This is a genomic window from Flavobacterium sp. GQ95, assembly GCF_059758655.1.
The window spans coordinates 872653-895979 of sequence record NZ_JCAXEB010000001.1 but is presented as its reverse complement, the minus strand read 5'-3'; the positions used below and the strand labels follow the sequence as shown (position 1 = coordinate 895979).

Annotated in this window: 21 protein-coding genes, 1 tRNA gene and 1 pseudogene; 12 read left to right on the top strand and 11 right to left on the bottom strand. The window is 32.4% G+C overall.

What is annotated here, in order from left to right:
* The first annotated feature begins 226 nt into the window (after window positions 1–226).
* The 3 genes from AC6CH4_RS03865 to AC6CH4_RS03855 all read left to right on the top strand — a co-directional run bounded on the left by AC6CH4_RS03865 (window position 227) and on the right by AC6CH4_RS03855 (window position 3236).
* Window positions 227–1006 carry a TatD family hydrolase gene (locus tag AC6CH4_RS03865; protein WP_498100318.1) on the top strand — a complete coding sequence of 260 codons (780 nt, stop codon included), beginning with the start codon at window positions 227–229 and terminating at the stop codon, window positions 1004–1006.
* A 72-nt stretch (window positions 1007–1078) separates the two neighbouring features.
* Entirely contained in the window at window positions 1079–2215 is a 1137-nt protein-coding gene (locus AC6CH4_RS03860) for a 1-acyl-sn-glycerol-3-phosphate acyltransferase (protein WP_498100316.1), read from the top strand.
* Complete coding sequence (locus AC6CH4_RS03855; protein ID WP_498100314.1) at window positions 2205–3236, top strand: asparaginase; 1032 nt, start codon at window positions 2205–2207, stop codon at window positions 3234–3236. Before AC6CH4_RS03860 ends, AC6CH4_RS03855 begins: the two co-directional genes overlap by 11 nt.
* Before the next feature lie 205 nt (window positions 3237–3441).
* Here the strand turns inward: AC6CH4_RS03855 and AC6CH4_RS03850 are convergent, their stop codons facing one another.
* Window positions 3442–4683 carry an MFS transporter gene (locus AC6CH4_RS03850; protein WP_498100312.1) on the bottom strand — a complete coding sequence of 414 codons (1242 nt, stop codon included), beginning with the start codon at window positions 4681–4683 and terminating at the stop codon, window positions 3442–3444.
* A gap of 91 nt (window positions 4684–4774) precedes the next feature.
* Between AC6CH4_RS03850 and AC6CH4_RS03845 the strand changes: the two genes are divergently transcribed.
* Both AC6CH4_RS03845 and AC6CH4_RS03840 read left to right on the top strand, forming a co-directional pair.
* Window positions 4775–5650: a LysR substrate-binding domain-containing protein gene (locus AC6CH4_RS03845; RefSeq protein ID WP_498100310.1), complete on the top strand. Its 876-nt coding sequence runs from the start codon at window positions 4775–4777 to the stop codon at window positions 5648–5650.
* Between the two features lie 60 nt (window positions 5651–5710).
* Window positions 5711–5797 (top strand) — tRNA-Ser (locus AC6CH4_RS03840).
* 54 nt (window positions 5798–5851) lie between these two features.
* Here the strand turns inward: AC6CH4_RS03840 and AC6CH4_RS03835 are convergent.
* From AC6CH4_RS03835 to AC6CH4_RS03800, 8 genes are all read right to left on the bottom strand, one after another.
* A complete protein-coding gene (locus AC6CH4_RS03835; protein WP_498100308.1) occupies window positions 5852–6358 on the bottom strand; it encodes a GNAT family N-acetyltransferase in 507 nt (168 codons plus the stop codon).
* A gap of 81 nt (window positions 6359–6439) precedes the next feature.
* Window positions 6440–7399 carry a nitrilase family protein gene (locus AC6CH4_RS03830; protein ID WP_498100306.1) on the bottom strand — a complete coding sequence of 320 codons (960 nt, stop codon included), beginning with the start codon at window positions 7397–7399 and terminating at the stop codon, window positions 6440–6442.
* Window positions 7400–7468: 69 nt separating this feature from the next.
* A complete protein-coding gene (locus AC6CH4_RS03825; protein WP_498100304.1) occupies window positions 7469–8296 on the bottom strand; it encodes a helix-turn-helix domain-containing protein in 828 nt (275 codons plus the stop codon).
* A 90-nt stretch (window positions 8297–8386) separates the two neighbouring features.
* The gene (locus AC6CH4_RS03820; RefSeq protein WP_498100302.1) at window positions 8387–9145 is read right to left on the bottom strand and encodes an SGNH/GDSL hydrolase family protein; all 759 of its coding nucleotides are present in this window, start codon (window positions 9143–9145) and stop codon (window positions 8387–8389) included.
* A gap of 103 nt (window positions 9146–9248) precedes the next feature.
* A complete protein-coding gene (locus AC6CH4_RS03815; RefSeq protein ID WP_498100300.1) occupies window positions 9249–9677 on the bottom strand; it encodes a hypothetical protein in 429 nt (142 codons plus the stop codon).
* A gap of 68 nt (window positions 9678–9745) precedes the next feature.
* Window positions 9746–10519, bottom strand: coding sequence for an AraC family transcriptional regulator (locus AC6CH4_RS03810; RefSeq protein WP_498100298.1), 774 nt, complete (start codon window positions 10517–10519; stop codon window positions 9746–9748).
* Between the two features lie 167 nt (window positions 10520–10686).
* A complete protein-coding gene (locus tag AC6CH4_RS03805; protein WP_498100296.1) occupies window positions 10687–11469 on the bottom strand; it encodes a DUF3050 domain-containing protein in 783 nt (260 codons plus the stop codon).
* A gap of 86 nt (window positions 11470–11555) precedes the next feature.
* Complete coding sequence (locus tag AC6CH4_RS03800) at window positions 11556–12734, bottom strand: acyl-CoA dehydrogenase family protein (RefSeq protein ID WP_192186301.1); 1179 nt, start codon at window positions 12732–12734, stop codon at window positions 11556–11558.
* A gap of 164 nt (window positions 12735–12898) precedes the next feature.
* Between AC6CH4_RS03800 and AC6CH4_RS03795 the strand changes: the two are divergent.
* Window positions 12899–13819: pseudogene (locus AC6CH4_RS03795) on the top strand (tetratricopeptide repeat protein); the annotation flags it as partial.
* A 423-nt stretch (window positions 13820–14242) separates the two neighbouring features.
* On the top strand, window positions 14243–14644 hold the full coding sequence (locus tag AC6CH4_RS03790) for a helix-turn-helix domain-containing protein (RefSeq protein ID WP_498100609.1): 402 nt from the start codon (window positions 14243–14245) through the stop codon (window positions 14642–14644).
* 190 nt (window positions 14645–14834) lie between these two features.
* Here the strand turns inward: AC6CH4_RS03790 and AC6CH4_RS03785 are convergent, their stop codons facing one another.
* Window positions 14835–14972, bottom strand: coding sequence for an rSAM-modified peptide (locus AC6CH4_RS03785; RefSeq protein ID WP_498100294.1), 138 nt, complete (start codon window positions 14970–14972; stop codon window positions 14835–14837).
* A 258-nt stretch (window positions 14973–15230) separates the two neighbouring features.
* Here AC6CH4_RS03785 and AC6CH4_RS03780 point away from each other — a divergent pair, with 258 nt between their 5' ends.
* The 5 genes from AC6CH4_RS03780 to AC6CH4_RS03760 all read left to right on the top strand — a co-directional run bounded on the left by AC6CH4_RS03780 (window position 15231) and on the right by AC6CH4_RS03760 (window position 22558).
* The gene (locus tag AC6CH4_RS03780) at window positions 15231–16787 is read left to right on the top strand and encodes a vitamin K epoxide reductase family protein (protein WP_498100292.1); all 1557 of its coding nucleotides are present in this window, start codon (window positions 15231–15233) and stop codon (window positions 16785–16787) included.
* 69 nt (window positions 16788–16856) lie between these two features.
* Window positions 16857–16994: a hypothetical protein gene (locus AC6CH4_RS03775; protein WP_498100290.1), complete on the top strand. Its 138-nt coding sequence runs from the start codon at window positions 16857–16859 to the stop codon at window positions 16992–16994.
* Between the two features lie 389 nt (window positions 16995–17383).
* Entirely contained in the window at window positions 17384–19576 is a 2193-nt protein-coding gene (locus AC6CH4_RS03770) for a peptidase domain-containing ABC transporter (RefSeq protein WP_498100288.1), read from the top strand.
* Between the two features lie 3 nt (window positions 19577–19579).
* The gene (locus AC6CH4_RS03765) at window positions 19580–20875 is read left to right on the top strand and encodes an HlyD family secretion protein (protein ID WP_498100286.1); all 1296 of its coding nucleotides are present in this window, start codon (window positions 19580–19582) and stop codon (window positions 20873–20875) included.
* Between the two features lie 42 nt (window positions 20876–20917).
* Window positions 20918–22558 (top strand): S41 family peptidase, encoded by a 1641-nt coding sequence (locus tag AC6CH4_RS03760; protein ID WP_498100284.1) that lies wholly within the window; start codon window positions 20918–20920, stop codon window positions 22556–22558.
* Window positions 22559–22606: 48 nt separating this feature from the next.
* Here the strand turns inward: AC6CH4_RS03760 and AC6CH4_RS03755 are convergent, their stop codons facing one another.
* Window positions 22607–23320, bottom strand: a complete 714-nt coding sequence (locus tag AC6CH4_RS03755) for a tRNA1(Val) (adenine(37)-N6)-methyltransferase (protein ID WP_498100282.1) — start codon at window positions 23318–23320, stop codon at window positions 22607–22609.
* Window positions 23321–23327 lie beyond the last annotated feature (7 nt).

Here is a 23327-nt window from a genome sequence, read left to right as displayed (position 1 = left end):
TTTGTCATCCTGAGGAACGAAGGATCACACACGTAATTCTACAAAGATTGGCAATTTACTTTGCGGAGCTTCTTGTGTGGTCTTCGTTTCTCAGGATGACAAGATTCATCAAGATTATTTTCAAACAGAAAAATCAGCGTCATCCGTGTGCCATTTGCCACCATTTCCTCAAGATTGGGAAAGTTTTTAATATTGTCGTAATTTTGGCTTTTTAAAAATTACACCATTGAATTCAACAATCATAATTACCGATACACACACACATTTATATTCTGAAGAGTTTGATCAGGATCGTGACGAAATGATGCAGAGAGCCATAAATTCAGGAGTAACACGTTTTTTTATTCCCGCAATTGATGCTGCTGCAACACAATCTATGTACGATTTAGAGCAAAACTATCCTGATTATGTTTTTTTGATGATGGGTTTGCATCCCACTTACGTAAAAGATAATTATGAGGAAGAATTAAAACACGTCGAAACCGAATTGGCCAGAAGAAAATTCTATGCTGTCGGCGAAATCGGGATTGATTTGTATTGGGATAAAACGCATTTGAAAGAACAGCAAATTGCTTTTAGAAGACAAATTCAATTGGCAAAACAATATAAATTGCCAATCGTAATTCATTGCCGTGAAGCTTTTGATGAAATTTTTGAAATTTTAGAAGAAGAAAAATCAGATGATTTATTTGGAATTTTTCATTGTTTTACAGGAACTCATGAGCAAGCTTTACAGGCAATATCCTATAATATGAAACTGGGAATTGGCGGAGTCGTAACTTTTAAAAACGGAAAAATCGATCAGTTTCTAAATCAAATCGATTTAAAACATATTGTTTTGGAGACCGATTCTCCTTATTTAGCGCCGATTCCGTACCGTGGAAAACGAAATGAAAGCAGTTATTTAGTGAATATTTTGGTAAAATTATCTTATATTTATACTATTTCTGAAGAAGAAATAGCAAAAATTACCACGCAAAATTCAAAAGACGTTTTTGGTATTTAATAGACAACTAACAATACTTTAATTTTTTTTTTGTTCTTTTGCCCACCTAAATAAATAAAATAGATATTTATAATGCAGAGATTTGATGCCATTCGACCGTTTTATGATTCAGAAATAAATGAAGCACTTCGTGATGTTGTGAATCATCCGATGATGAAAACCATGATGAACTTTACTTTTCCGGAAGTAAATGATGAGGTTTGGAAAGAGCAGCTTAAAAAAACACATTCAATTCGTGATTTTCAATGCAATTTTATTTATAATACAATTCAAAAGGTTCTTGAAAAAAGTTCTGAAGGTCTTACAACTTCAGGATTTGAAAAACTTGAAAAAAATACTTCTTACTTGTTTATTTCTAATCACAGAGATATTTTACTGGATACAACTTTGTTAAATGTCTGTTTGTTCGAACATGGTTTGGTCATGACAGCGTCTGCAATTGGAGACAATCTGGTAAAAAAAGCATTCTTAAGTACTTTGGCAAAATTGAATAGAAACTTTTTGGTTTTAAGAGGTTTAACACCAAGAGAAATGTTGCAGAGTTCTAAACTATTGGCAGAATATATGGGGCAATTATTGCTTCGCGAAAATCGTTCAGTTTGGATTGCTCAAAGAGAAGGAAGAACAAAAGACGGAAATGACGAAACGAATCCGGGAGTTTTAAAAATGATCGGAATGGGTTCAGACGAAGCTAATTTGATGGATTATTTTAAGAAATTAAAAATCGTTCCGGTTTCAATTTCATATGAATATGATCCGACAGATGTTTTGAAAATGCCACAATTAATGGCAGAATCAAAGAACGAAGTTTATATTAAAGAAAAAAATGAGGATTTCATGACCATTTTAAGTGGTATTATGGGAACCAAAAAAAGAATACATATTTCAGTTGGCGATGTTTTAGATACTGAAATTGATCAGATCGTTGCTGAAAATGACAACGCCAACAAACAAATCCAGGCGTTGGCACAAGTTATTGATGACTCCATTTTATCTAGTTACCGATTATGGCCAACAAACTTTATTGCTTACGATATTTTAAACGAAACGGATAAATTTTCTCATTTGTATAGAGAAAGTGAAAAATCACTTTTTGAACGTCGTTTAGAAATGAGAATCGGATGCAATAATCCGGTTACCAGACAAGGATTTTTATCAATGTATGCCAATCCGGTTGTCAATAAATTAAAATATCAGGATGTCATCTAAAGCTAAAATACTCTTGATTTATACCGGAGGAACCATCGGTATGAGCAAAGATTTTGAAACTGGCGCACTCAAAGCGTTCAACTTTGGAAAACTGTTGCAAAAGATTCCGGAAATCAAACAATTAGATTGTGAGATTGAAACCGTTTCTTTTGAACATCCTATAGATTCATCGAATATGAATCCGGAAATGTGGACCAAAATAGCCACGATAATTGAGGAAAATTATATCGCTTATGACGGATTTGTGGTTCTTCACGGATCAGATACCATGTCCTATTCCGCTTCAGCATTGAGCTTTATGTTGGAGAATTTAGCAAAACCAGTTGTGTTTACGGGTTCTCAATTGCCAATAGGAGATTTACGTACTGATGCCAAAGAAAACCTGATTACGGCAATCCAGATTGCTTCACTTCAGGAAAATGGACAACCAGTTATTACCGAAGTTTGTTTGTATTTTGAATATAAATTGTACCGAGGCAACCGAACTTCAAAAGTAAATGCTGAACATTTCAGGGCCTTTACAGCACCAAATTATCCTGAATTAGTTGAATCCGGAGTTCATCTTAAATTAAACAGACATTTATTTCTTCCCATAAAAAAAGACGCCAAACTGATTGTCCACAAAAATTTAGACAATCATGTAGCCATTATAAAAATGTTTCCCGGAATGAGCGAAATCGTTTTGTCTTCGATTTTATCCATTAAGGGTTTACGCGGAATTGTCCTTGAAACGTATGGTTCAGGAAACGCTCCAACCGAAGATTGGTTTTTGAATTTAATTCAGAAAGCGATTCAGTCTGGTTTGCATATTGTAAACGTAACACAATGTTCAGGAGGAAGCGTCAATATGGGGCAATACGAAACCAGTACAGCCTTAAAATCACTTGGCGTTATTTCAGGAAAAGACATTACTACAGAAGCCGCAATTACAAAATTGATGTATTTGCTAGGACATAATATTCAGCAGGAAAATTTCAAAACTATTTTTGAAACGGCGTTGCGTGGGGAGATTTCGCTGTAATTTTCTTTACCATAAGTGATATAAGTTCATCTTAGAAAAGTAAAAGCGACATAGTTTTGTCATCCTGACGGAGGAAGGATCACACTAGAAGCTCCGCACAGTAACTTTCCAATCTTTGTTGAAATACGAGTGTGATCCTTCCTCCGTCAGGATGACAAGATTGCGGATAATTGGAATTTTCTTTCCTAAGATTGGAATTTGGATTTTAATTTTTTGGATTTCTATACTGAACCGGACAAGTCTCCAATTCTTCCTCAGTACTATGTCTTTTATAATAAACATACACAATTACTGAAATAATACAAATGATTCCCTGAATTGCAACTGTATTTCGGGTTCCGATACTATGTGAAACATATCCAATTATCAAACTTCCCACAGGAATCATTCCCTGATACGCCATTAAATAATAACTGATACTTCTTGAACGCATATTGACTGAACTTTGTGTCTGGACATAAATGTTTATAGCTGAGGTTTGCGCCATCATTCCCACACCGCTCAGAGCCATACAAATAAGCGCAACAGTTAAACTATTTGAATAAGCAAGTATAATAATGCTAAAGCCTAATAATAAGCTCGCAGCGATCATTATTTTGTTCATATTGTCGGCTTTTTTAAGATTAGCCAAATAAATGGCTGATACAATAGATCCAATTCCGGCAGCGCTTTCGAACCAACTGAAAGTTTGGGCGTTTCCACTAAAAAGGTCCTTGGCAAAAACCGGCATTAAAGTATTAAAAGAAATCACAAATAAACTACTGCACATTAACATCAATAGCATTTTTGCCATATCAGTTTCTTTTTTAACGTAATCTAAACCTTCAATAAAATCATCCCACATTTTTAATTTGTCAGTTGCTTTAATGTGTGGCGTGATTTTCATCATTAATAATGAAATCAAAACCGGAATATAGCTTAAGAAATTTCCAATAAAACAAATGTCTTCACCGTATTGATGTAAAATAATTCCCGCTAAGGCCGGACCGGCAATTCGGGCAAAATTATTTAAGGTTGAGTTTAAGGCGACCGCATTTGGTAAATCTTCCCTATCATCAACGATATCAATCATCATAGTTTGTCTGCAAGTCATGTCGAACGAATTGATAATCCCCTGAAATAAACTTAAAGCCAAAATAAAATTGATGTTATATATTTTTAAATAAATCAGCAAAGCCAAAGCTCCAGCCTGAAACATTGACAACGACTGTAGTAAAATCATGCTTTTATGTCTGTCGTAACGGCCAATGATGCTTCCGGCAATTGGCGCCAGAAATAAAGACGGAATCATACTTAAAAAAGTGGCTAAACCCAATAAAAAAACAGATCCGGTAACGCTGTAAACCATCCAACTTACAGCTGTTTTTTGAAGCCAGGTTCCGATAACAGAAACCGATTGTCCATAAAAGAACAATTTGAAGTTTTTTGATTTTAACGCTTTAAACATAACCGTTGATATTTTTTTACAAAGTTCGGAATTATGATTTCATTAGAAAAATTAATAATTTTACTGATAACAAGTAGTAAAACTTATCGATATGGAAATCTATCAACTTGAATATTTCATTAAAACAGCTGCCGTTTTGCATTTTACTAAAGCAGCCGAATTGTGTTTTGTAACCCAATCCGGACTTTCACAGCAAATTAAAAAACTGGAAGAAGAACTCGGAATGCCTTTGTTTGTTAGGATTGGAAAGAAAGTTCAGCTTACAGAGGCAGGATCTGTTTTTTTAATTCACGCCAAACAAATTATAGAAAATGTGCAAAGTGGCAAACAGGCTATTGATGATTTAAACCACATGATTGGTGGAGAATTACGAATTGGTGTAACGTATATTTTTGGGCTTTTGGTTTTGCCAATCGTCGATTTGTTTGCCAAAACCTATCCGCATTTAAAAATTGTTGTCGAATATGGCACAACCGAACCTTTGGAACAAAAACTATTGAATAACGAATTGGATTTGGTTTTGGTTATTTCTTCAAATGAAATTGAATTACCTTTTCAAAAAGTACCATTATTTACTTCAAAGTTGGTTTTGGCGGTTTCAAAAACGCATCCGTTAGCGGTTTTAGATAAAATTTCTTTTAAAAAAATAGAAGATCTTCCGCTTATTTTACCTGTGAAAGGGTTTAATTCAAGAGAATTTCTTGATGAATTGTTTTTGAAAAACAATATGAAGCCCACCGTTTCGATTGAATTAAACGCGGTTCATGCTTTATTACGATTAGTAGGAGATAGCGATTATTGGGCAACAATTGTAACCGAGAAAGCCTTAAAAGGCTGGGATAATATCAAAGCAATCAACATTACAGGAGTTGCAACGCAACGAGATTCGTTCATGCTAACGATAGAAGGCGCGTATCAAAAAAAGGCAGTAAAATTATTTATGGAAGAGTTTAGAAAAAGTATGTAAACTAATTTTTGATTTTGTTTTTGTAACTCAGTTTTTTTTGTGTTCTTTGCAGACCAATAAAGAGAGGTGTCCGAGTGGTTTAAGGAGCTAGCCTGGAAAGCTAGTATATGGGTAACTGTATCGAGGGTTCGAATCCCTTCCTCTCTGCAAGAAGAAAATCCCTTATGAAAATTCATAAGGGATTTTTTGTTTTAAAAATTACTATAGTTTTATCTCAAACAAACTAAAAGAGCCTTCTTTATAATGCTCCGGTAATTCTCTTGTCCATTCAATAGTGCTAATTCCTTTGTAATCGAAACCGCAACTCGTGTAATATTTATTTATTCTTTCATTACCGCTGTGTGTGTCTAGTCTGATGTATTCTTTGCCATTTTCTTTGGCATAAACTTTAGCCCATTCTACAATTTTTGTGACATAGGATTTTCCTCTGAATTTTGGATTTGTTGCAATACGATGTAAGTATATGGCAGGATCTTTAGCAGCTTCTTTCCAGATAATCAAATCATTAAAAGTAAGTACAAAGGTGCAGGCAATTTCATTTCCTTCTTTGATAATAAAATGACGGTTTTCGTCAATTTCTTTTTCGATCAGGGATTTTTCAAAACCTCTCCAGCTTTTATTATTGACTGTTTTTTGATAAGATGTCGCCTGATTATAGATGTCGAAAACAGCATCGATATCTTGTTCTGTAGTTTTTAAAAATTCCATTTTTAAAAGGTATTCTGTAGATTAATGAATTCTTCAAAGATAAATTTTCAGCTGTTTAAAGTTTGATGAATTGTATTAGTTTTAACTTTTTTCATCAGCATTTAACCAAACCACATTTTGCTCTGATTTGTGATCCTGACCAATAATATCCCGATATAAATCTGGTCTTCGAGCTTTTATATAACGATTTCCTCCCGCCTGAAAACATTTTTCAGGAGTAATTATTGCGGTCGCGAAAGAGTCTTCAAAAGTTCTGCATTCGGCTAAAATATCTCCGAATGGGTCAATAATCATAGAACAGCCATTTTTTAATTGATCATCATCCATGCCAATCGGATTAGAAAATATCGCATAAACTGCATTGTCATAGGCTCTCGCAGGTAACCATTTCATTAGCCAGTCGCGACCTTTCATCCCGTCGAATTCTAATCGTAAAGAGGTAGGATCAGCTTCACGGTTTTCCCAAAGTTGAGGCGCAACAAAACCAGCGCCCGGTCGGGTAGAAGGTGTACACATTGTAACGTGAGGCATGAAAATAATATCGGCACCTAAAAGTTTTGTAGCCCGAACATTTTCGATAATATTATTATCATAGCAAATTAAAATCCCGCATTTCCACCCTTCAATTTCAAAAACACAATATTGATTGCCTGGTGTGAGATATGGATTTATAAAAGGATGAAGTTTCCTGTATTTTGCAACTAAACCATTTTTATCTACACAAACATAAGCTTTGAAAAGATTGTCGTTTTCGTCCTTTTCAAAAAGTCCCGCCAGAATTACGATATCATTCTTTTTTGCAATTTCAATAAGTTTTGAAATACTTTCTCCATCTGGAATACTTTCTGCCAAATCCAGCATTTGTTCTTTCGATAAATGCCTTGCAAACGTGTATCCTGTAATTGAACATTCGTGAAACGAAATAACATTGCAACCCTCGCCGGAAGCTTTCTGCGAGAGCTTTTCGATTACAGATAAATTGTATTTTTTATCGCCACTCTTATTTTCAAACTGAGCCGTAGCTATTTTTATATTTTTCATTTTTGAAGCTATTAATTGGAATCAAAAATAGCAATAGGAAAAATTTATAAATTGTATAAAACCGACATTTTATACTGTAATGGAAGGAAATGTTTTCAGGAGATTATTGGCCAATTTCCCCGTATTATGTAAATATTCTGTTGGAGTGATTCCGGTTTGTTTTTTAAATTCTTTTATTAAATGCGATTGATCTGAAAATCCTGCATCGTAACAAATTGCTGTCAGATTAAGATATTCGGTTTTGTGTTTTAATAATTTTAGAAAATGATGTAGCCTTACAACGTTGCCAAATTTCTTCGGATTTAATCCGATACATTCCTTAAATTTTCTTTCAAGATGCCTTTCGGTATACCCGGTATGATCAACTAATTGTTTTACAGAAAAACATCCTTTATTGGCAAGAATAAAATCTAAAGAACTATTTATTATTAATTGGTTTGATTCTGATTTTTTAGAGATAAGAGTTTTAAAAAATTCATTTAAGAGCTTAATTTTCTCATTAGTATCATTTTTTTCAGATAATCTTTCCTCAAGAGAAATACCTTTTTTGCCAAAAACAGCATCTGTACTAATAATTGAATCCTGAAATTCATTGGCCGAAATTTGTAATAACTGATTTATTCCATTAGGTTGAAAAACAACAATTACTAAAGCAATTTCATTATCAGAATAAATGTCTTTAAAGCCATTGAGCTGTCCGTACAAAAAAGAGCCTGGCAAATAGGTTTTTATTTCATGATTAGTAATATCAGAAATGAGTTTGCTTTTTAAAGAAAAGACAATACCCATATTACCATCAGAAAACAAACGAAGTTTTTGAATAGTCGTTTCCTTATTATCCAGAAAAAGATAATGTTTGATATAAGGAGATAATTCTTTTGACGGTAAAACTTGCATGAAAGTATTTTAATCAAATTTAAAAAGAAATTCTGAATTTGTTTTAAAACGATGAAAAACAGATCAATTTATCTTGAAATTTGAAAAATTTTAATCCTGCAAAGCCATTTTTACCTGAGGCAGCATTTTTTCTACAAACATTTTATAAGCCAACTCAGAAGGATGTAATCCATCAGAAGCAACTAAACTAGTATTGTTTAATCCTTGTCTGGTAATATCAGTTATAGAAACAAAAGTGATTCCGTTCATCATACAATAATTCTCAGCAAACGTATTGTATTTGTTTATTTCGGTACTAATTTTTTCCTGATTCATTGACATTTTTCCAAAAGGGGTGTAAGCATAATCAGGAATAGAAAGAACAATGACATTTTTTTTATCGCCTTTCGCTAAAGCAATTGATTTGGTTACTAATTGCGGAAACTCCTTTTCATAGATAGAGAAATCTCTACCCTGATATTGATTGTTTACACCAATTAAAAGAGTAGCCAAGTCATAATTAGCATCTGGATTTTGAGTGTTTATTGCTGAAATTAAATTGGTAGTTGTCCAGCCGGTAGTCGCAATTATTTTTAATGAAAAATTACTTTCCGGATAGATAGACTTTAAACTTGATTTGAGCTGTTCAGGAAAACGGCAAGTTTCACAAACACTTTGCCCAATAGTATAGCTATCACCTAAAGCTAAATAATTTATTGATTTTGAAATTGGAATAGTTGGAACCGGAATAGTTGGAGGAATAACAGCCGGAGGATTTACTGCCGTTTCTGAACTTGATTCGTCAGCACTACAGCTTAACAAAAAAGTGGAAAGGATAACGATAACTATTTGTTTGAATTGCGATTTCATAATTTGAATAAATTAGATTCTGAATTATTCTAAACAAATAGTTACGTTAAATAACTTGTTTTGGTTTTATGCATTGCTGTTTTTACCAGAGTTTTGATCTCTTTTATAGTTTTTCGGCCTCCTTATAAATGTTTCTGTCCATAACGATATTTAATCTTTCAAACATTTCGGAAATATTAAAACCTTCTTTTTTATATTCGGACTGAACAGTTTCTTTTGCTTTTTTCAAAACAGCTTCGTTTTCCCAAACGGCAATTGTCATATAAATTAAATTTCCGTTTTCATCAGTGCGCTCATAAGCGTCATCTTTTATAAATCCGTTTAAGTGTTTGATAAAGTTTCTATTAATGCGTACCCTTTCTAAGAATTCTTGTTTTGATTTTTCGGGAACGATAAATTTATCGATAAAAATTTGTTTCATGGCTTCTGATTTTTTGGACTCTGTATGTGAGTTTACAATTGCTGTTTGTGCATGTGTTTTACTACTAAAGAATGCCAAACAGATGACTCCGATTAAAAGATTTGTTTTCATAATTCTTAATTTTTGTTGATGTAAAATTTAGAATTGCAAGCATCAAATCATTGTAAAAAATCAGTGATTTACCAGAAGGAAGGAAATTTGAAAAATTCAGACGGAGTTTGGCCGGTAAATAATTTGAAGTCTTTATTAAAATGGGACTGATCAAAATATCCTGCATCAAATACCAAATCGATGAGGTTTTGATTGTCTTGTTTTTGGTCGATAATTGCTTTTATCCGCACAACATAACAAAACTGTTTTGGAGATGATCCAATTGTCTTTCTAAACCTTTTTTCAAAAGCATCCTGACTGATATAAAGTGCGTCGGCGAGTTCTTTTATTTTGATAACACCATTTTTAGATTGGATTATGGCAACTGCTGCTGAGATTAATTTATCGGGTTTGTAGTCGTGCAATCTTGATACAAGAAATTGTTCTATAATAGCAATTTTTTGGTTATTGGTTTTTGCTTCCGCTAAAAGTTCTTCTATGATTGCTGTTTTTTCCTGCGGAATAAAATTATCCAGTGAAACACTTTCTTCAAATAATTCATGAAGCGGTTCTTTAAAAAAGGCTTTGGCTCCGGCTTCTTTAAATTGAATGACTATGGTTGTAGTATCTTTTGAGTAATTGATCAGACGCACAGATTTACGAATTCCTGAAATTGTAGAAATAGGTAGATTATCTTGACAATTTTCTCTGATATAATTTACATTTCCTTTGCAGCGAAAGGCTATAGCAAGAGAAGTGTTGGGCAAAACCCTATTTACCACTTCATCCTGACTTTCTATAATTTTGTAAGTCCTTACGAAAGGTTTTAATTGTTCTGTTGGTATGAAATCTACAATTTTCATTTTATATGTAGTTTACAATCAGGGAATACCAAAGATATGGAAAACAATTTTTAGAATAAAACGGTATTGTTTAAATAATAAAATCCCAAAACTTAAAATGAAGCAATGTCCAATTAAGTTTTGGGATTATTTTGATTAAGTATCGAGTCAGTACTATTGTTATGGTTTTATACCATCTCTGCTTTCATGATAATTTCTTCTTCAATGGCATTCCAAAGTCCGATTCGTTTTTCTAAGGCCAAAATCGAAATTTCTTCGACATCTTTCCATTTTTGAGCATCCTCTTCGCATAAATCTGTGATCATTTGCATTGCCATTGGACCATGTTCATCAGCATCTAATTCAATATGTCTTTCAAAATAATATAGTAGTTTGCTTAAATCAGTTTCAGGTAGATTTTTTTGAAAGTTTTTTAAGATTGCAGTAAACATACTCGGAATCAGATCTTCTCTTCCAAAAGTAAAGGCTGCAGCAATTTCATGTGGTTTTCCTTGTTCGATAACTCTGAAGGTAAAATCTAAAAAAGCTTTTACATCAGGATGTAGTGAGCTCTGTTTTATGGCAACAAAAATATTATGCAGCGAATGTACTTCAGACAAAAACTTATTTATTCCAGTGGTGTCAGCATCACAATCTTCCATGGCTTCAAGATACATTTCGTAATGGCTTTGCCTTCTTCCGTCAATTGTCAAATCAGTTTCTTCGGCAAGAACAATTTCATTGATCAAATATCTTGTTTCAGGATTTTTTGTAGCAAACCAAGGAGTTGTTGTGCAGGTAAGTTTGGCTTGTAAAGCTTTTAATAGTGACATAAAATCCCAAACGGCAAAAATATGATTTTCTAAGAAAACGTGTAAATCATCAATGCTTTGGATTTTGTTATATAAAGAATGTTGTAAAAGTTGTTCTTTTTGAGGTTGAATGCTATTGTTTATAGTTTCAATATTCATTTGCGGTATTTTTTGCAAATATAAAAAGCTTCCTCATAAGAAGAAGCTTTTAGTATTGTTTTTGTATATATTTTAATAGTTATCTCTTATTTAAAGGCCGAAATTCCAGTTACATCCATTCCGGTTATCAATAAATGAATGTCGTGAGTACCTTCATAAGTGATCACACTTTCAAGATTCATCATATGACGCATAATTGAATATTCGCCGGTAATTCCCATTCCGCCTAACATTTGTCTGGCTTCGCGTGCAATGTGAATCGCCATATCGACATTATTACGTTTTGCCATCGAAATTTGTGCCGTTGTAGCTTTTCCTTCGTTTCTTAAAACACCTAAACGCCAGGTTAATAATTGGGCTTTGGTAATTTCGGTAATCATCTCTGCTAATTTTTTCTGTTGCAATTGCGTTCCTCCAATTGGTTTTCCAAACTGAATTCTTTCTTTGGCATAACGCAAAGCAGTATCATAACAGTCCATCGCAGCACCAATTGCACCCCATGCAATTCCGTATCGGGCAGAATCTAAACAACCAAGAGGAGCTCCTAATCCTGATTTATTTGGTAACAAATTTTCTTTGGGAACTTTTACATTATCAAAAATTAATTCACCGGTTGATGAGGCACGAAGCGACCATTTATTGTGCGTTTCCGGAGTTGTAAAACCTTCCATTCCACGTTCAACGATTAAACCGTGAATTCTTCCTTCTTCATTTTTAGCCCAAACCACTGCAATATCTGCAAAAGGTGCATTTGAAATCCACATTTTAGCACCGTTTAAAAGATAATGGTCTCCCATATCTTTAAAATTGGTAATCATACTTCCCGGATCAGAACCGTGATCAGGCTCAGTTAAACCGAAACAGCCCATGAATTCTCCGGTAGCTAGTTTTGGTAAATATTTCATTCGCTGTTCTTCGTTCCCGTATTTCCAGATTGGATACATTACCAATGAAGACTGAACAGATGAAGTCGATCGTACACCAGAATCACCACGTTCAATTTCCTGCATGATTAAACCATACGAGATTTGATCTAATCCCGCACCACCATATTCAACGGGAATATAAGGTCCGAAGCCACCAATTTCTCCGAGTCCTTTTATAATTTGTTTAGGAAATTCTGCCTTTTGAGCGTATTCTTCTATAATAGGAGAAACTTCTCTTTTTACCCATGCACGTGCAGATTCGCGAACTAATTTATGTTCGTCTGTCAATAAATCGTCAAGGTTGAAATAATCTGGAGCCTGAAATAAGTCTGGTTTCATTTTTTGATAGTTTTACAAAACAAATTTACGCAATAAAAATATAACAAAACAAAGCTAAATTGTTATATTTTTTTAATTTCGCAACAAAATTAACAACAGTATGGCAAATAAATTTTAGTTTATTGAAAATTTAAGCGTTATTTTTGAAATCCAAAAACAAATAAATGAGGCTAATCATCTCTTTTTTACTACTTTTTGTTCTAAATATTGGTTTTTCTCAAAAAAAACAAATTAGTGAACAGGAGTATTTAGCGTTGCAAGAAAAAATTCGCATTAGTTTAAGTACTAACTTCGATACTAGTCTTGCATATGCTAAAGAAATGATGAAATCTAAAAATTATAAGCATTTGGCTTTTGCCAATAGTGCTGCCTCATATTTATTTCAAATAAAAGGAAATGTTAATAAATCTGATGAAAGCTATAAACGGGCTCTTGAATATTGCAATAAAATACCTGACTCTCCAGAAAAAACAAAACTTAAAGGATACATTTACAATTTCAGAGGTTTAACAGAATGGAATAGAGGAAATTTTAGTAAGGCTCTTGAAAGCTACCAAACTGGAATTAAATATTCCCTAGAAGTCGGAGATGTAATTCAAATTGTAAAATTTAAAAGTAACATTGCCTTAGTTAACGAAGAAGTTGGTAATTATCAATTAGCTATTAAAAATTTAAGACAAAATAATGATTTTATTGACCAGAATGAGAGAGTCTATCCTTCCAATCAATTTCAAAATAGTAAAAGTAATATAAATCTTGACTTAGCAAGTACTTACGAAGGGTATTATATGAAAAACCGAAGCAAGATGCATCTACTTGATTCGGCTGAATATTTCTATAAAAAGTCAATCACATATTCTCAAAATTTTACTAATAATAAAATTAGTGCAAAATTGAGTTTAGGTAATATATATTTAATCAAAAAAGATTATATAAATGCCGAAAAAACGTACTATGACATAATATTTCTATCAAAACAAAATAACTTCGAGGAAGTTTTTCAAATAGCAAACTACAATTTGGGCGATCTGTATTACTCTATGAAGAAATATGATAAGGCATTAATTTTTTTTAAGAAAGTTGATTCTATTTCGTTAAAAAATAAGTCTTTAGATAAAAGTTATTTAAAATCAAATTATTATCAGGCTAAAATTTATAGCTTAAAAAATGAACCACAGTTAGCTTACAAACATTCGAGAATATATCTGGATACTTATGACAAATCTCAAACGAAACTAAGAGATGAATCCCAGGAAGTTAATTATAAGCTTGGAGTTGAGAGCGTTGGTGATGAAATGATGAATATTCAGGAAAAATATAAATATGAAGTATTTTGGAATAAGGCACTAAGAGTTTTCTACGTTTTGCTTGTTGTTACAATTGTATTTTTATTAATAAAAAACATTAGAGATAAAAATAAGGCACATAAAAAGATGAATGCCTTAATTGAAGAGTTTAAAGCTAATTTAGAGAAAAAAGAAAAGGTCTCTTATATTGATGAAATTGAAATGGTTGAATCAGAGGATGTGCAACTTAAAAAAGACAATGTTAATTTAAGTATTGATGAAGCTAAAGAAAATAAAATTGTTGAGAAATTATTAGTACTTGAAAGCAAATTGGAATACTTAAATCCGGATTTTACTTTGTCATATGTTGCTAAAAAAATAAAAACAAATACTACTTATCTATCTTATGTGGTTAATAAAAGATTTGGTAAATCTTTTGGTGAATATTCTAATGAACTAAAAATTAATTATGTAATCAATGAAATGATTACCAATCATATGTATAGGAAATATTCTACACAGGCTATTGCAGAAAGTGTAGGTTTTAAAAATGCTGTTTCTTTTGCGAAGTCTTTTCGTAAAAGAACCGGTGTATCTCCCGCTCAATTCGCAAGTAATATCTAAATCTATTAATATCTTTTAAAAATTGATATTTAAAAAAAATGGATTTTTATTATAATATTTGTTTAACAGAACTGAACAAAATTTTAGAGAATTGATTATTACTAAGAAATATAGTCTTTAAAAAAAATATTCGCAAAAGAACCAAAATTTTGGGACTTGTGCGAATAATAATTATTGTTTAAGAATTTTCTCACGGATTACCTGATCCTCCTTTTTTGTCAGGATTATTAGGATCAATTTCCCCATCTCCTCCTCGAACGGTTTTTTGTTGGTTCTTAGATAATTTTTCTGCTTCGAAATCTTCGAATTTTGATTTTTGATTTGCCATGTTATTATGTATTAGGATTATTACACACCAAAACTAGACAAAAAGGAAAACGCTTCGTCAAGATTAGGGTTTTAAGGGTTTTTAGGAAACACTTATGCTATTAACACCTTATTAATCAATTGATTATGCTTTTATTCGGAGTGATATAATTTATAAATTGTATGTAGTATAATTGATAAAATGTCTGTGTTGAGCGTTTTTTTTTGGATAAAAACACTAATCTTTGTACTGTAATCATGATTTAAACGATTCGAAAAGATGTTAAAACTTGTCCAAAAATTTTTACAAATAAATAGATACTCAGATATAAAAAATGAGTTTAAGGATTTGTTTCTTTCTCATCCAAATTATCCAAGTTTATTTGCGATAACAGATTCGTTAGATCTTTTGTCAATAGAAAACGCAGCAATAAGAGTTCCGAAAGAACAGATAGTAGATTTGCCGGCAAATTTTTTAGCATACTTTCAGGATGAACTTATATTGGTAGAAAAAGCCAAAAATGATGTTCGTATTACAACAGAAAAAAAAGGACCATTTAAAATGGCTTATGAAAAATTCCTTTTAGACTGGAATGGAGTAATTGTAGCGATCGAACCAAATAATGTAATTGCAAGAGAGAATTTAAAAGTAGAATATAATTGGTTAAAATATTCGTTACCTCTTTTTCTTTTGGTTGGGCTATCGTTTTTTTATAATACCTATAATTTGTTTAGTCTTGTTTTTTTAACAACATCTATATTAGGTCTTATTGTTAGCATATTTATAGTACAGGAGAAGTTAGGTTTTAAAAATAGTATAATTTCAAAATTTTGCAATCTGAGCTCCAATTCTTCATGCAATTCTGTTATGAATGCCAATGAAGGAACTCAGAACAAAATGTTTAATTTTTCAGATTTACCGTTGATTTTTTTCGGTTCAGGTTTGATTTCAATTTTAGTGAGCCCTTTTAATTCGGCAATCTTTATCGGATTTTTAAGCATGCTGGCTATTCCTGTAATAGTATCGTCTATTTGGATTCAGAAATTTGAGATTCAAAAATGGTGCGTAATGTGTCTGGTAGTTTCGTTCTTAATTTTTACGCAAAGTGTAATATGGTTTACATCAGACTTTTTTACACTGACTTTTGCTTTTGAAAGTATATTCCCATTCTTGTTTTCTTTGGTTCTTCTTGTCCCAATGTGGCTTGTTGCAAAACCAATGATAAAAAATATACTGAAAAGTGATAACTCTATTAAAGATCTGAAAAAATTCAAAAGAAATTATTCCTTGTTAAACTTTTTGTCCAAAAAAGTGATAAATACAAATGGATTTGAAGATTTGAGAGGGTTGAATTTTGGTAACAGAAATGCAGCAGTAAAACTTTCTGTAATTATTAGCCCGAGTTGTGCACATTGCAATACGACATTTCAGGAAGCATTTGATTTGGTTTTGAAATTTCCGGACAGAATATTTTTAAAAGTTTTATTTAATATCAATCCGGAGAATACTGATAATCCATATAAAGCAGTTGTAGAAAGGCTTTTAACAATAAACAGATCAACACCCGGAAAAACGGTTGAAGCAATTTCGGATTGGCATATCAAGAAAATGAACCTGAAAAAATGGTTGAAAAAATGGCATGTAGAATCTGTAAGCATGATGATTAATCAGGAGATTAATAAACAATACGAATGGTGTTCTAAGAATAATTTTAATTATACACCGGTTAAAATTGTAAATGAAAAATTATTCCCGAACGAGTATGAACTAAACGAATTGAAATATTTTCTAAACGATTATATTGAAGATATTGAAGTTCTTGAAAAAATCGCATAAGAGTAGAAGAGAAAGAAGACAGAAGCTTCAAATGTCTTAAAAGGATTGAAGCCAAAAAAAATAGAACCTATGTTAAAGAATATTTTAAACCTCGAAGGGACACAGGAATTAACAGCAAATGAGCAAAAAATGATCATTGCTAGTAATGTAAAAGAAGCATCTTCAAGATGTGAGGCCTGGATTAATGACGAAGATTGTGCAGCATAGTCTTTGGTTGAAAAAAATTATTGGCAATTAAATTTGATTAAAAATTAAAGCACAATTCGCTTTTGGTTTTTTAATTTTTATAAGTATTACAATATAAAGCCTTATCAGAAATTTAGTCATGTTTTTTTTTGAATTTGTAGGCGCTCGATCGTGGAACATTGAGCAAATATCCCAACATTGATGATTGGTGTCGGGATTCTCAGGAAATTGGTCACTGTGTTGATTTTATTTGGTTAGGGTTAACCAGTGCCATGTCCTAGAGAAATTGTATTGCTAAATTTTTATTTTTTAGATAGTTAGACAGAGAAGATTTATTTCTTCTCTGTTTTTTTTTACTATTAAATCAAAAAATATAATCTTAAATTGCTCCGGAATAAATTAATTAGAAATTGAAAAAATTTACGCATTATCAGCAAGCTGATTTTAAAGATTGCGGACCAACATGTTTGAAAATTATTGCCAAACATTACGGCAAAACAATCAATATTCAGGATTTACGAGACATTAGCGAAACAACTCGTGAGGGAAGTAATTTGCTTTTTTTAAGTGATGCTGCAGAGAAAATTGGTTTTAGGACTTTAGGCGTAAAATTAAATTTAGAGAGATTACAAGAAGCACCTTTGCCATGTATTTTGCATTGGAACAAAAATCATTATGTAGTTCTCTATAAAATCAGGAAAAATACTTATTATATTTCAGATCCGGGTTTTGGGCTCATCGAATACAGTAAAGAAGATTTTATTAAATTCTGGATTGGAAATAATGCCGATAATACAACAAAGGAAGGTGTAGCATTATTGATGGAAGCAGCACCTAAATTTTACCAGTCTGAATTTGATAAAGAAGAAAATAAAGGATTAGGTTTTAGACTGTTATCACAATATGTATTGCGTTATAAATCTTTTCTCGCTCAGTTAAGTATTGGTTTGGTTGCCAGTAGTTTATTAATGCTTATTTCGCCATTTCTAACACAAAGTATTGTTGATGTTGGTATACAGAATCAAAATCTTCATTTCATTTATTTAATTCTTTTTGCACAATTATTCCTTTTTGCAGGAAAAACGGGTTTAGAACTTATCAGGAGCTGGATTTTGCTTCACCTTTCTACCCGAATAAATATCTCGCTCATTTCAGATTTTTTTATTAAACTGATGAATCTGCCAATTTCGTTTTTTGATGTCCGAATGACAAGTGATATCATGCAGCGCATTAATGATCATCGTCGTATCGAAAAAATTCTGACGACATCATCTTTAAATGTCTTGTTTTCAATGATTAATATGGTTGTTTTGGGAGCTGTTCTGGCTTACTTTAACCTGAAGATATTCCTGGTGTTTTTTATAGGAAGTCTGCTGTATTTTGGATGGATAACTTTATTCTTAAAAAGAAGGGAAATTTTAGATTACAAACGTTTTGCTGAGGTCTCGCAAGAGCAAAGTAAGGTGATGGAACTGATCAATGGAATGCAGGAAATTAAACTTCATAATGCTGAAAAACAAAAACGCTGGGGTTGGGAATATGTTCAGGCAAGACTTTTCAGGGTTTCCATAAAAGGATTGATCTTAGAACAAACCCAGACGACAGGCTCTTCTTTTATTAATGAATTGAAAAATATTTTCATCATATTTCTTTCGGCTAAATTGGTTATCGACGGCTCAATTACACTCGGAATGATGCTGGCAATCAGTTCCATTGTTGGAAGTTTAAATGGACCAATAACACAACTTATAGAATTTGTCAGAGAATTGCAGGATGCCAAAATATCATTGGCACGACTTTCTGAAATTCATGAGAAAGAAGATGAAATACAACAGGAAGTACATCAGACAAATGAAGTTCCAATTGATTGTGATATTACGCTAAAAAATGTTTCTTATCGCTATTTGGGATCCGATATTCCTGTTTTGGATGATTTGAATTTAACGATTCCGGCCAATAAAGTAACGGCAATTGTGGGCGTTAGCGGAAGCGGCAAAACAACCCTTATGAAATTGCTTCTTAAATTTTATGAACCCGAAAAAGGAGAAATAAACATTGGAAATGCACAACTAAAAAATATTGCTCAAAAAGCCTGGCGATCTAATGTTGGCGCAGTAATGCAGGAGGGATTCATTTTTAGCGATACGATTGCTAATAATATTGCTTTTGGAGTTGATAAAATAGATAAAGAACGTTTGGTATATGCAGCAGATGTAGCCAATATAAAAGAATATATTAGTGGCCTGCCATTGGGTTACAATACAAAAATTGGCGCAGAAGGAGTGGGAATGAGTACCGGACAAAAACAAAGATTATTGATTGCAAGAGCAGTTTATAAAAACCCGGAGATATTATTTTTTGATGAGGCAACATCAGCCTTAGACGCTAATAATGAAAAAGCAATTATGCAAAAACTAGATATCTTTTTTAAAAATAAAACGGTTATCGTGATCGCACATCGACTCAGTACAGTAATGAATGCGGATCAGATTGTCGTTTTGGATAAAGGAAAAATTATCGAAATTGGAAATCATTCAGCATTGGTAGAACAAAAAGGGAATTATTTTGAGTTGGTTAAAAATCAATTGCAATTAGGGAATTAAATTATGGTAGAAGATAATACTACATTCGAATTAAGAAGTGAAGAAGTTCAGGACATTCTCACCAAAGTACCACATTGGATGATCCGATGGGGAACTGTTTTGATATTTGCCATCATCTTTATACTCTTTTTTGTTTCCTGGTTTATAAAATATCCGGATGTTGTAAACACCGAAATTGTGATTACAACCAATATTCCACCGGAAAAGATTGTGTCAAAATCATCGGGGAGAATTGAAGCTATTTTAGTAAAAAATAAAGCCACGGTTTCAAAAAACACTACGTTAGCCATTATAGAAAATACGGCAAATTATAAGGATGTTTTTTTATTGAAAAGTATAGTTGAAAATTATAATATCAACGATTCGGAAAAAAATTTTCCGTTTGCTTTATTAAAGAATAAGCAATTGGGAGAAATTGAAAGTGCTTTTGCTGTTTTTCAAAAAGATTATGAAGCAGAGCAGCTCAATAAAAATTTACAGCCTTTTGAAGTCGAAAACAGAGCACAGATTTCTGAGAAGGTTCAGATAAAGGAAAGACTGGATATTTTGCAACAGCAAAAAGTTTTAAACGAAAGTGAATTGCAACTACAAAAAAATGAAATTGCCCGTTTTGAAACGCTGTTCAATAAAGGAATTATTTCAGCCCAGGAAATGGAAGCTAAAAAACTGGGTTATCTTCAGGCGCAAAAGAGTTATAAGGGCTTATTAACGTCAATATCTCAATTAAGGTCTTCCTTGATTGATAACAAAAAATTGAGCCAGAATTCGCAGATAAGCGGCACTAAAGAAGAAGTTAACCTTGGAAGAAACATGGCGCAATCATTTTATCAGCTTAAAAAAGTTATAAAAGACTGGGAATTGGCCTATACCTTAAAATCATCTGTAAGTGGTGTGGTTACTTTTTTGCAGGTCTGGACAGAAAACCAAACCATAAATTCCGGCGATAATGTGTTCTCGATTATTCCTGATGCAAAAAATGGTTTTATAGGAAAAGTAAAAGCTCCGGCATTAAATTCGGGTAAAATAAAAGTGGGACAAAAAGTTAATATCAGATTGGCCAATTTCCCGGACAGAGAATTTGGGGTATTAAGAGGCAAAATTCAAAATATCTCCCTTGTTCCGGATAAAGATGGTAATCTGCTTTTGGATGTTGCACTCCCAAACGGATTACAAACTTCTTATAATAAACAAATTGTATTTCAGCAGGAAATGAAAGGAACTGCTGAAATTGTAACCGAAGATTTACGATTAATTGAAAGAATTTTATATCAGTTTAAGAGTATCTTCGAACAAGTTTAAAAAATAACCACAAACTATATTAACCAACCAAAAACCATTCTAATGAAGAAAACTTTATTTCTTGTCCTTATTTTAGTATTTCAAAATGCATTTTCAAAACCCATTACTGAAACTCAAAAACTTGCTGCGACTTGCAAAGTTTGGGGATTTTTAAAATTTTACCATCCTAATGTGACAGACGGCAGTAAAAATTGGGACGAACAATTGTTTCAAATTTTACCAAAGGTTGAAGAAGCGCAAAGCTCAGAAGCATTTTCTTTGATAATCGAAAATTGGATAACTTCTTTAGGAGAAGTAAAAGAATATAAAACGCCTAAATCAACTTCAAAAAAAGAGTATTTTGATAAAAACTTCGACTTGTCATGGTTTTCAAAAAATGATTTATTCTCGAAATCACTTTCGAAAAAATTAAAATTTATTGAAGAAAACAGAATTCAGGGCAAACAATTTTATTACACATCAGATCCATATATAAAAGTCCAAAATGAAATTAAATATCCTGATTTTAAATGGACCGATAAAAATTTGCGCCTTTTAGCTCTTTTTCGTTATTGGAATCAAATGGAATATTTTTTCCCGTACAAATATAAAATGGATGAAAATTGGGATGCTGTTTTGGTGGAAATTTTGCCAAGATTTATTTCCCCGGAATCAGAAAAAGATTTTGTACTGGCAATGCGAGAAATATCAATAAAATTGGACGATACACACGCGTCAACACAAACAAGCAAAATGTTTGATTATTTTGGAGATAAATTTACACCTTTTGATGTTGCATTTATTGATAATAAAGCCGTGGTTGTTAATCTCAAAAACGATTCATTGGCTAAAAATGATGATATTAGAATTGGTGATGTAATAACAAAAGTAGACGGAAAAAAGGTTGAAGATTTAATTAATGAAAACCTGAAATATGCCGAAGGATCAAACAAACCTGCCATTTTAAAAAATATTTACTGGGCTGTCTTTAATGGAAAAACACCATCTATCGGAATTGAATTTAGTCGTGAAAATAAGATTTCAAATAAAACCATTAAAAGGTATAAATATCAGGATTTAAAAATTCAATTTCATGATACAGAGAAGTGGAAACTTTTAGAGGATAATATTGGATATGTTGATGTTGAGTCGATTAAAGCCGATGAGCTTCCGGCTGTTATGGAAAAATTCAAAAATACAAAGGCCATTATTTACGATGCCAGAAAATATCCGCAGGAAGATAATATTGAGGAAGATCTTGCCTCATATTTGTATCCGGAAAATAAAGCTTTTGCCAAATTTATTGACGCTGATTTGACTTATCCGGGCAGATATATTTGGAGAGAAGATCAAAAAACCGGTAAAACAAATCCCGATTATTATAAAGGCAAAGTGATTATTTTAGAAAATGAAAAAACGCAAAGTCACGGAGAACATTTAGTAATGTGTTTACAAGCAGCGCCAAACGCAACAATTATAGGAAGCCAAACCGCTGGTGCTGATGGAGGTACCTGCAGATTTGAAATTATAAAAGGTTATAATACAATATTTACTGGTTTTGGTATTTTTTATCCCAATAAAAAAGAAACCCAACGCATTGGTATCGTTCCTGATGTTGAAGTAAAGCCAACAATTTTGGGGATTCAGCAAGGAAAAGATGAGGTTTTGGACCGAGCAATTTTATTTGCTAAAAACGGAAAGTAAAAATTATGTAATCTTTGTCAAAGTTTTAAACTTTGACAAAGATGCTTTTTACATCTTCAAATAAAACTCCTTCGTCAATTCAATATATTCAGGAGTGTAAACATGTCGGTCTATTTCAATAACTAATTCATCGAATTCAATTTCATTAGTTTCATTTCGGCTAAAAGCCAATAAACTGCGCTTGATTTCAGATTTTGGAGTTCCTTTTACACGCGTAATTTTGATTGGATATAATTCAGATTCTTTTGCTAAGGCGATGAATTTTTCTTCTTCCTTGAAAGGAATAATTAAAGCGAATATTCCGTTTTCTGAAAGCAATAAATCGGCTGCTTCTACTAATTCTTCAAAAGGCATAGCATCCTGAAAACGGGCTAAATCGCGATGTTCATTTTCTGTTTTATAATCTTCAGCATAAAAAGGTGGATTCGAAACAATCAGATCATATTCATCTTCAGGTTCTTCAATAAATTCATCCAGACCGGCGTGAAAGCAAAATAAACGATCACCCCAAGGAGAATTTTCAAAATTTTCTACTGCCTGTTCATACGCATCCTCGTCAATTTCAAGAGCATCAATTTGTTCCGCATGAGTTCGCTGGGCAAGCATCAAAGCGATAATTCCTGTTCCTGCACCAACATCTAAAATGCTAAACGGATTGTGATGAATTGGAGTCCAGGCTCCTAGTAAAACACCGTCAGTTCCTACTTTCATAGCGGTTTTATCTTGTTCGATAGAAAATTGCTTGAAAGTGAATTTAGACATTGCTGAA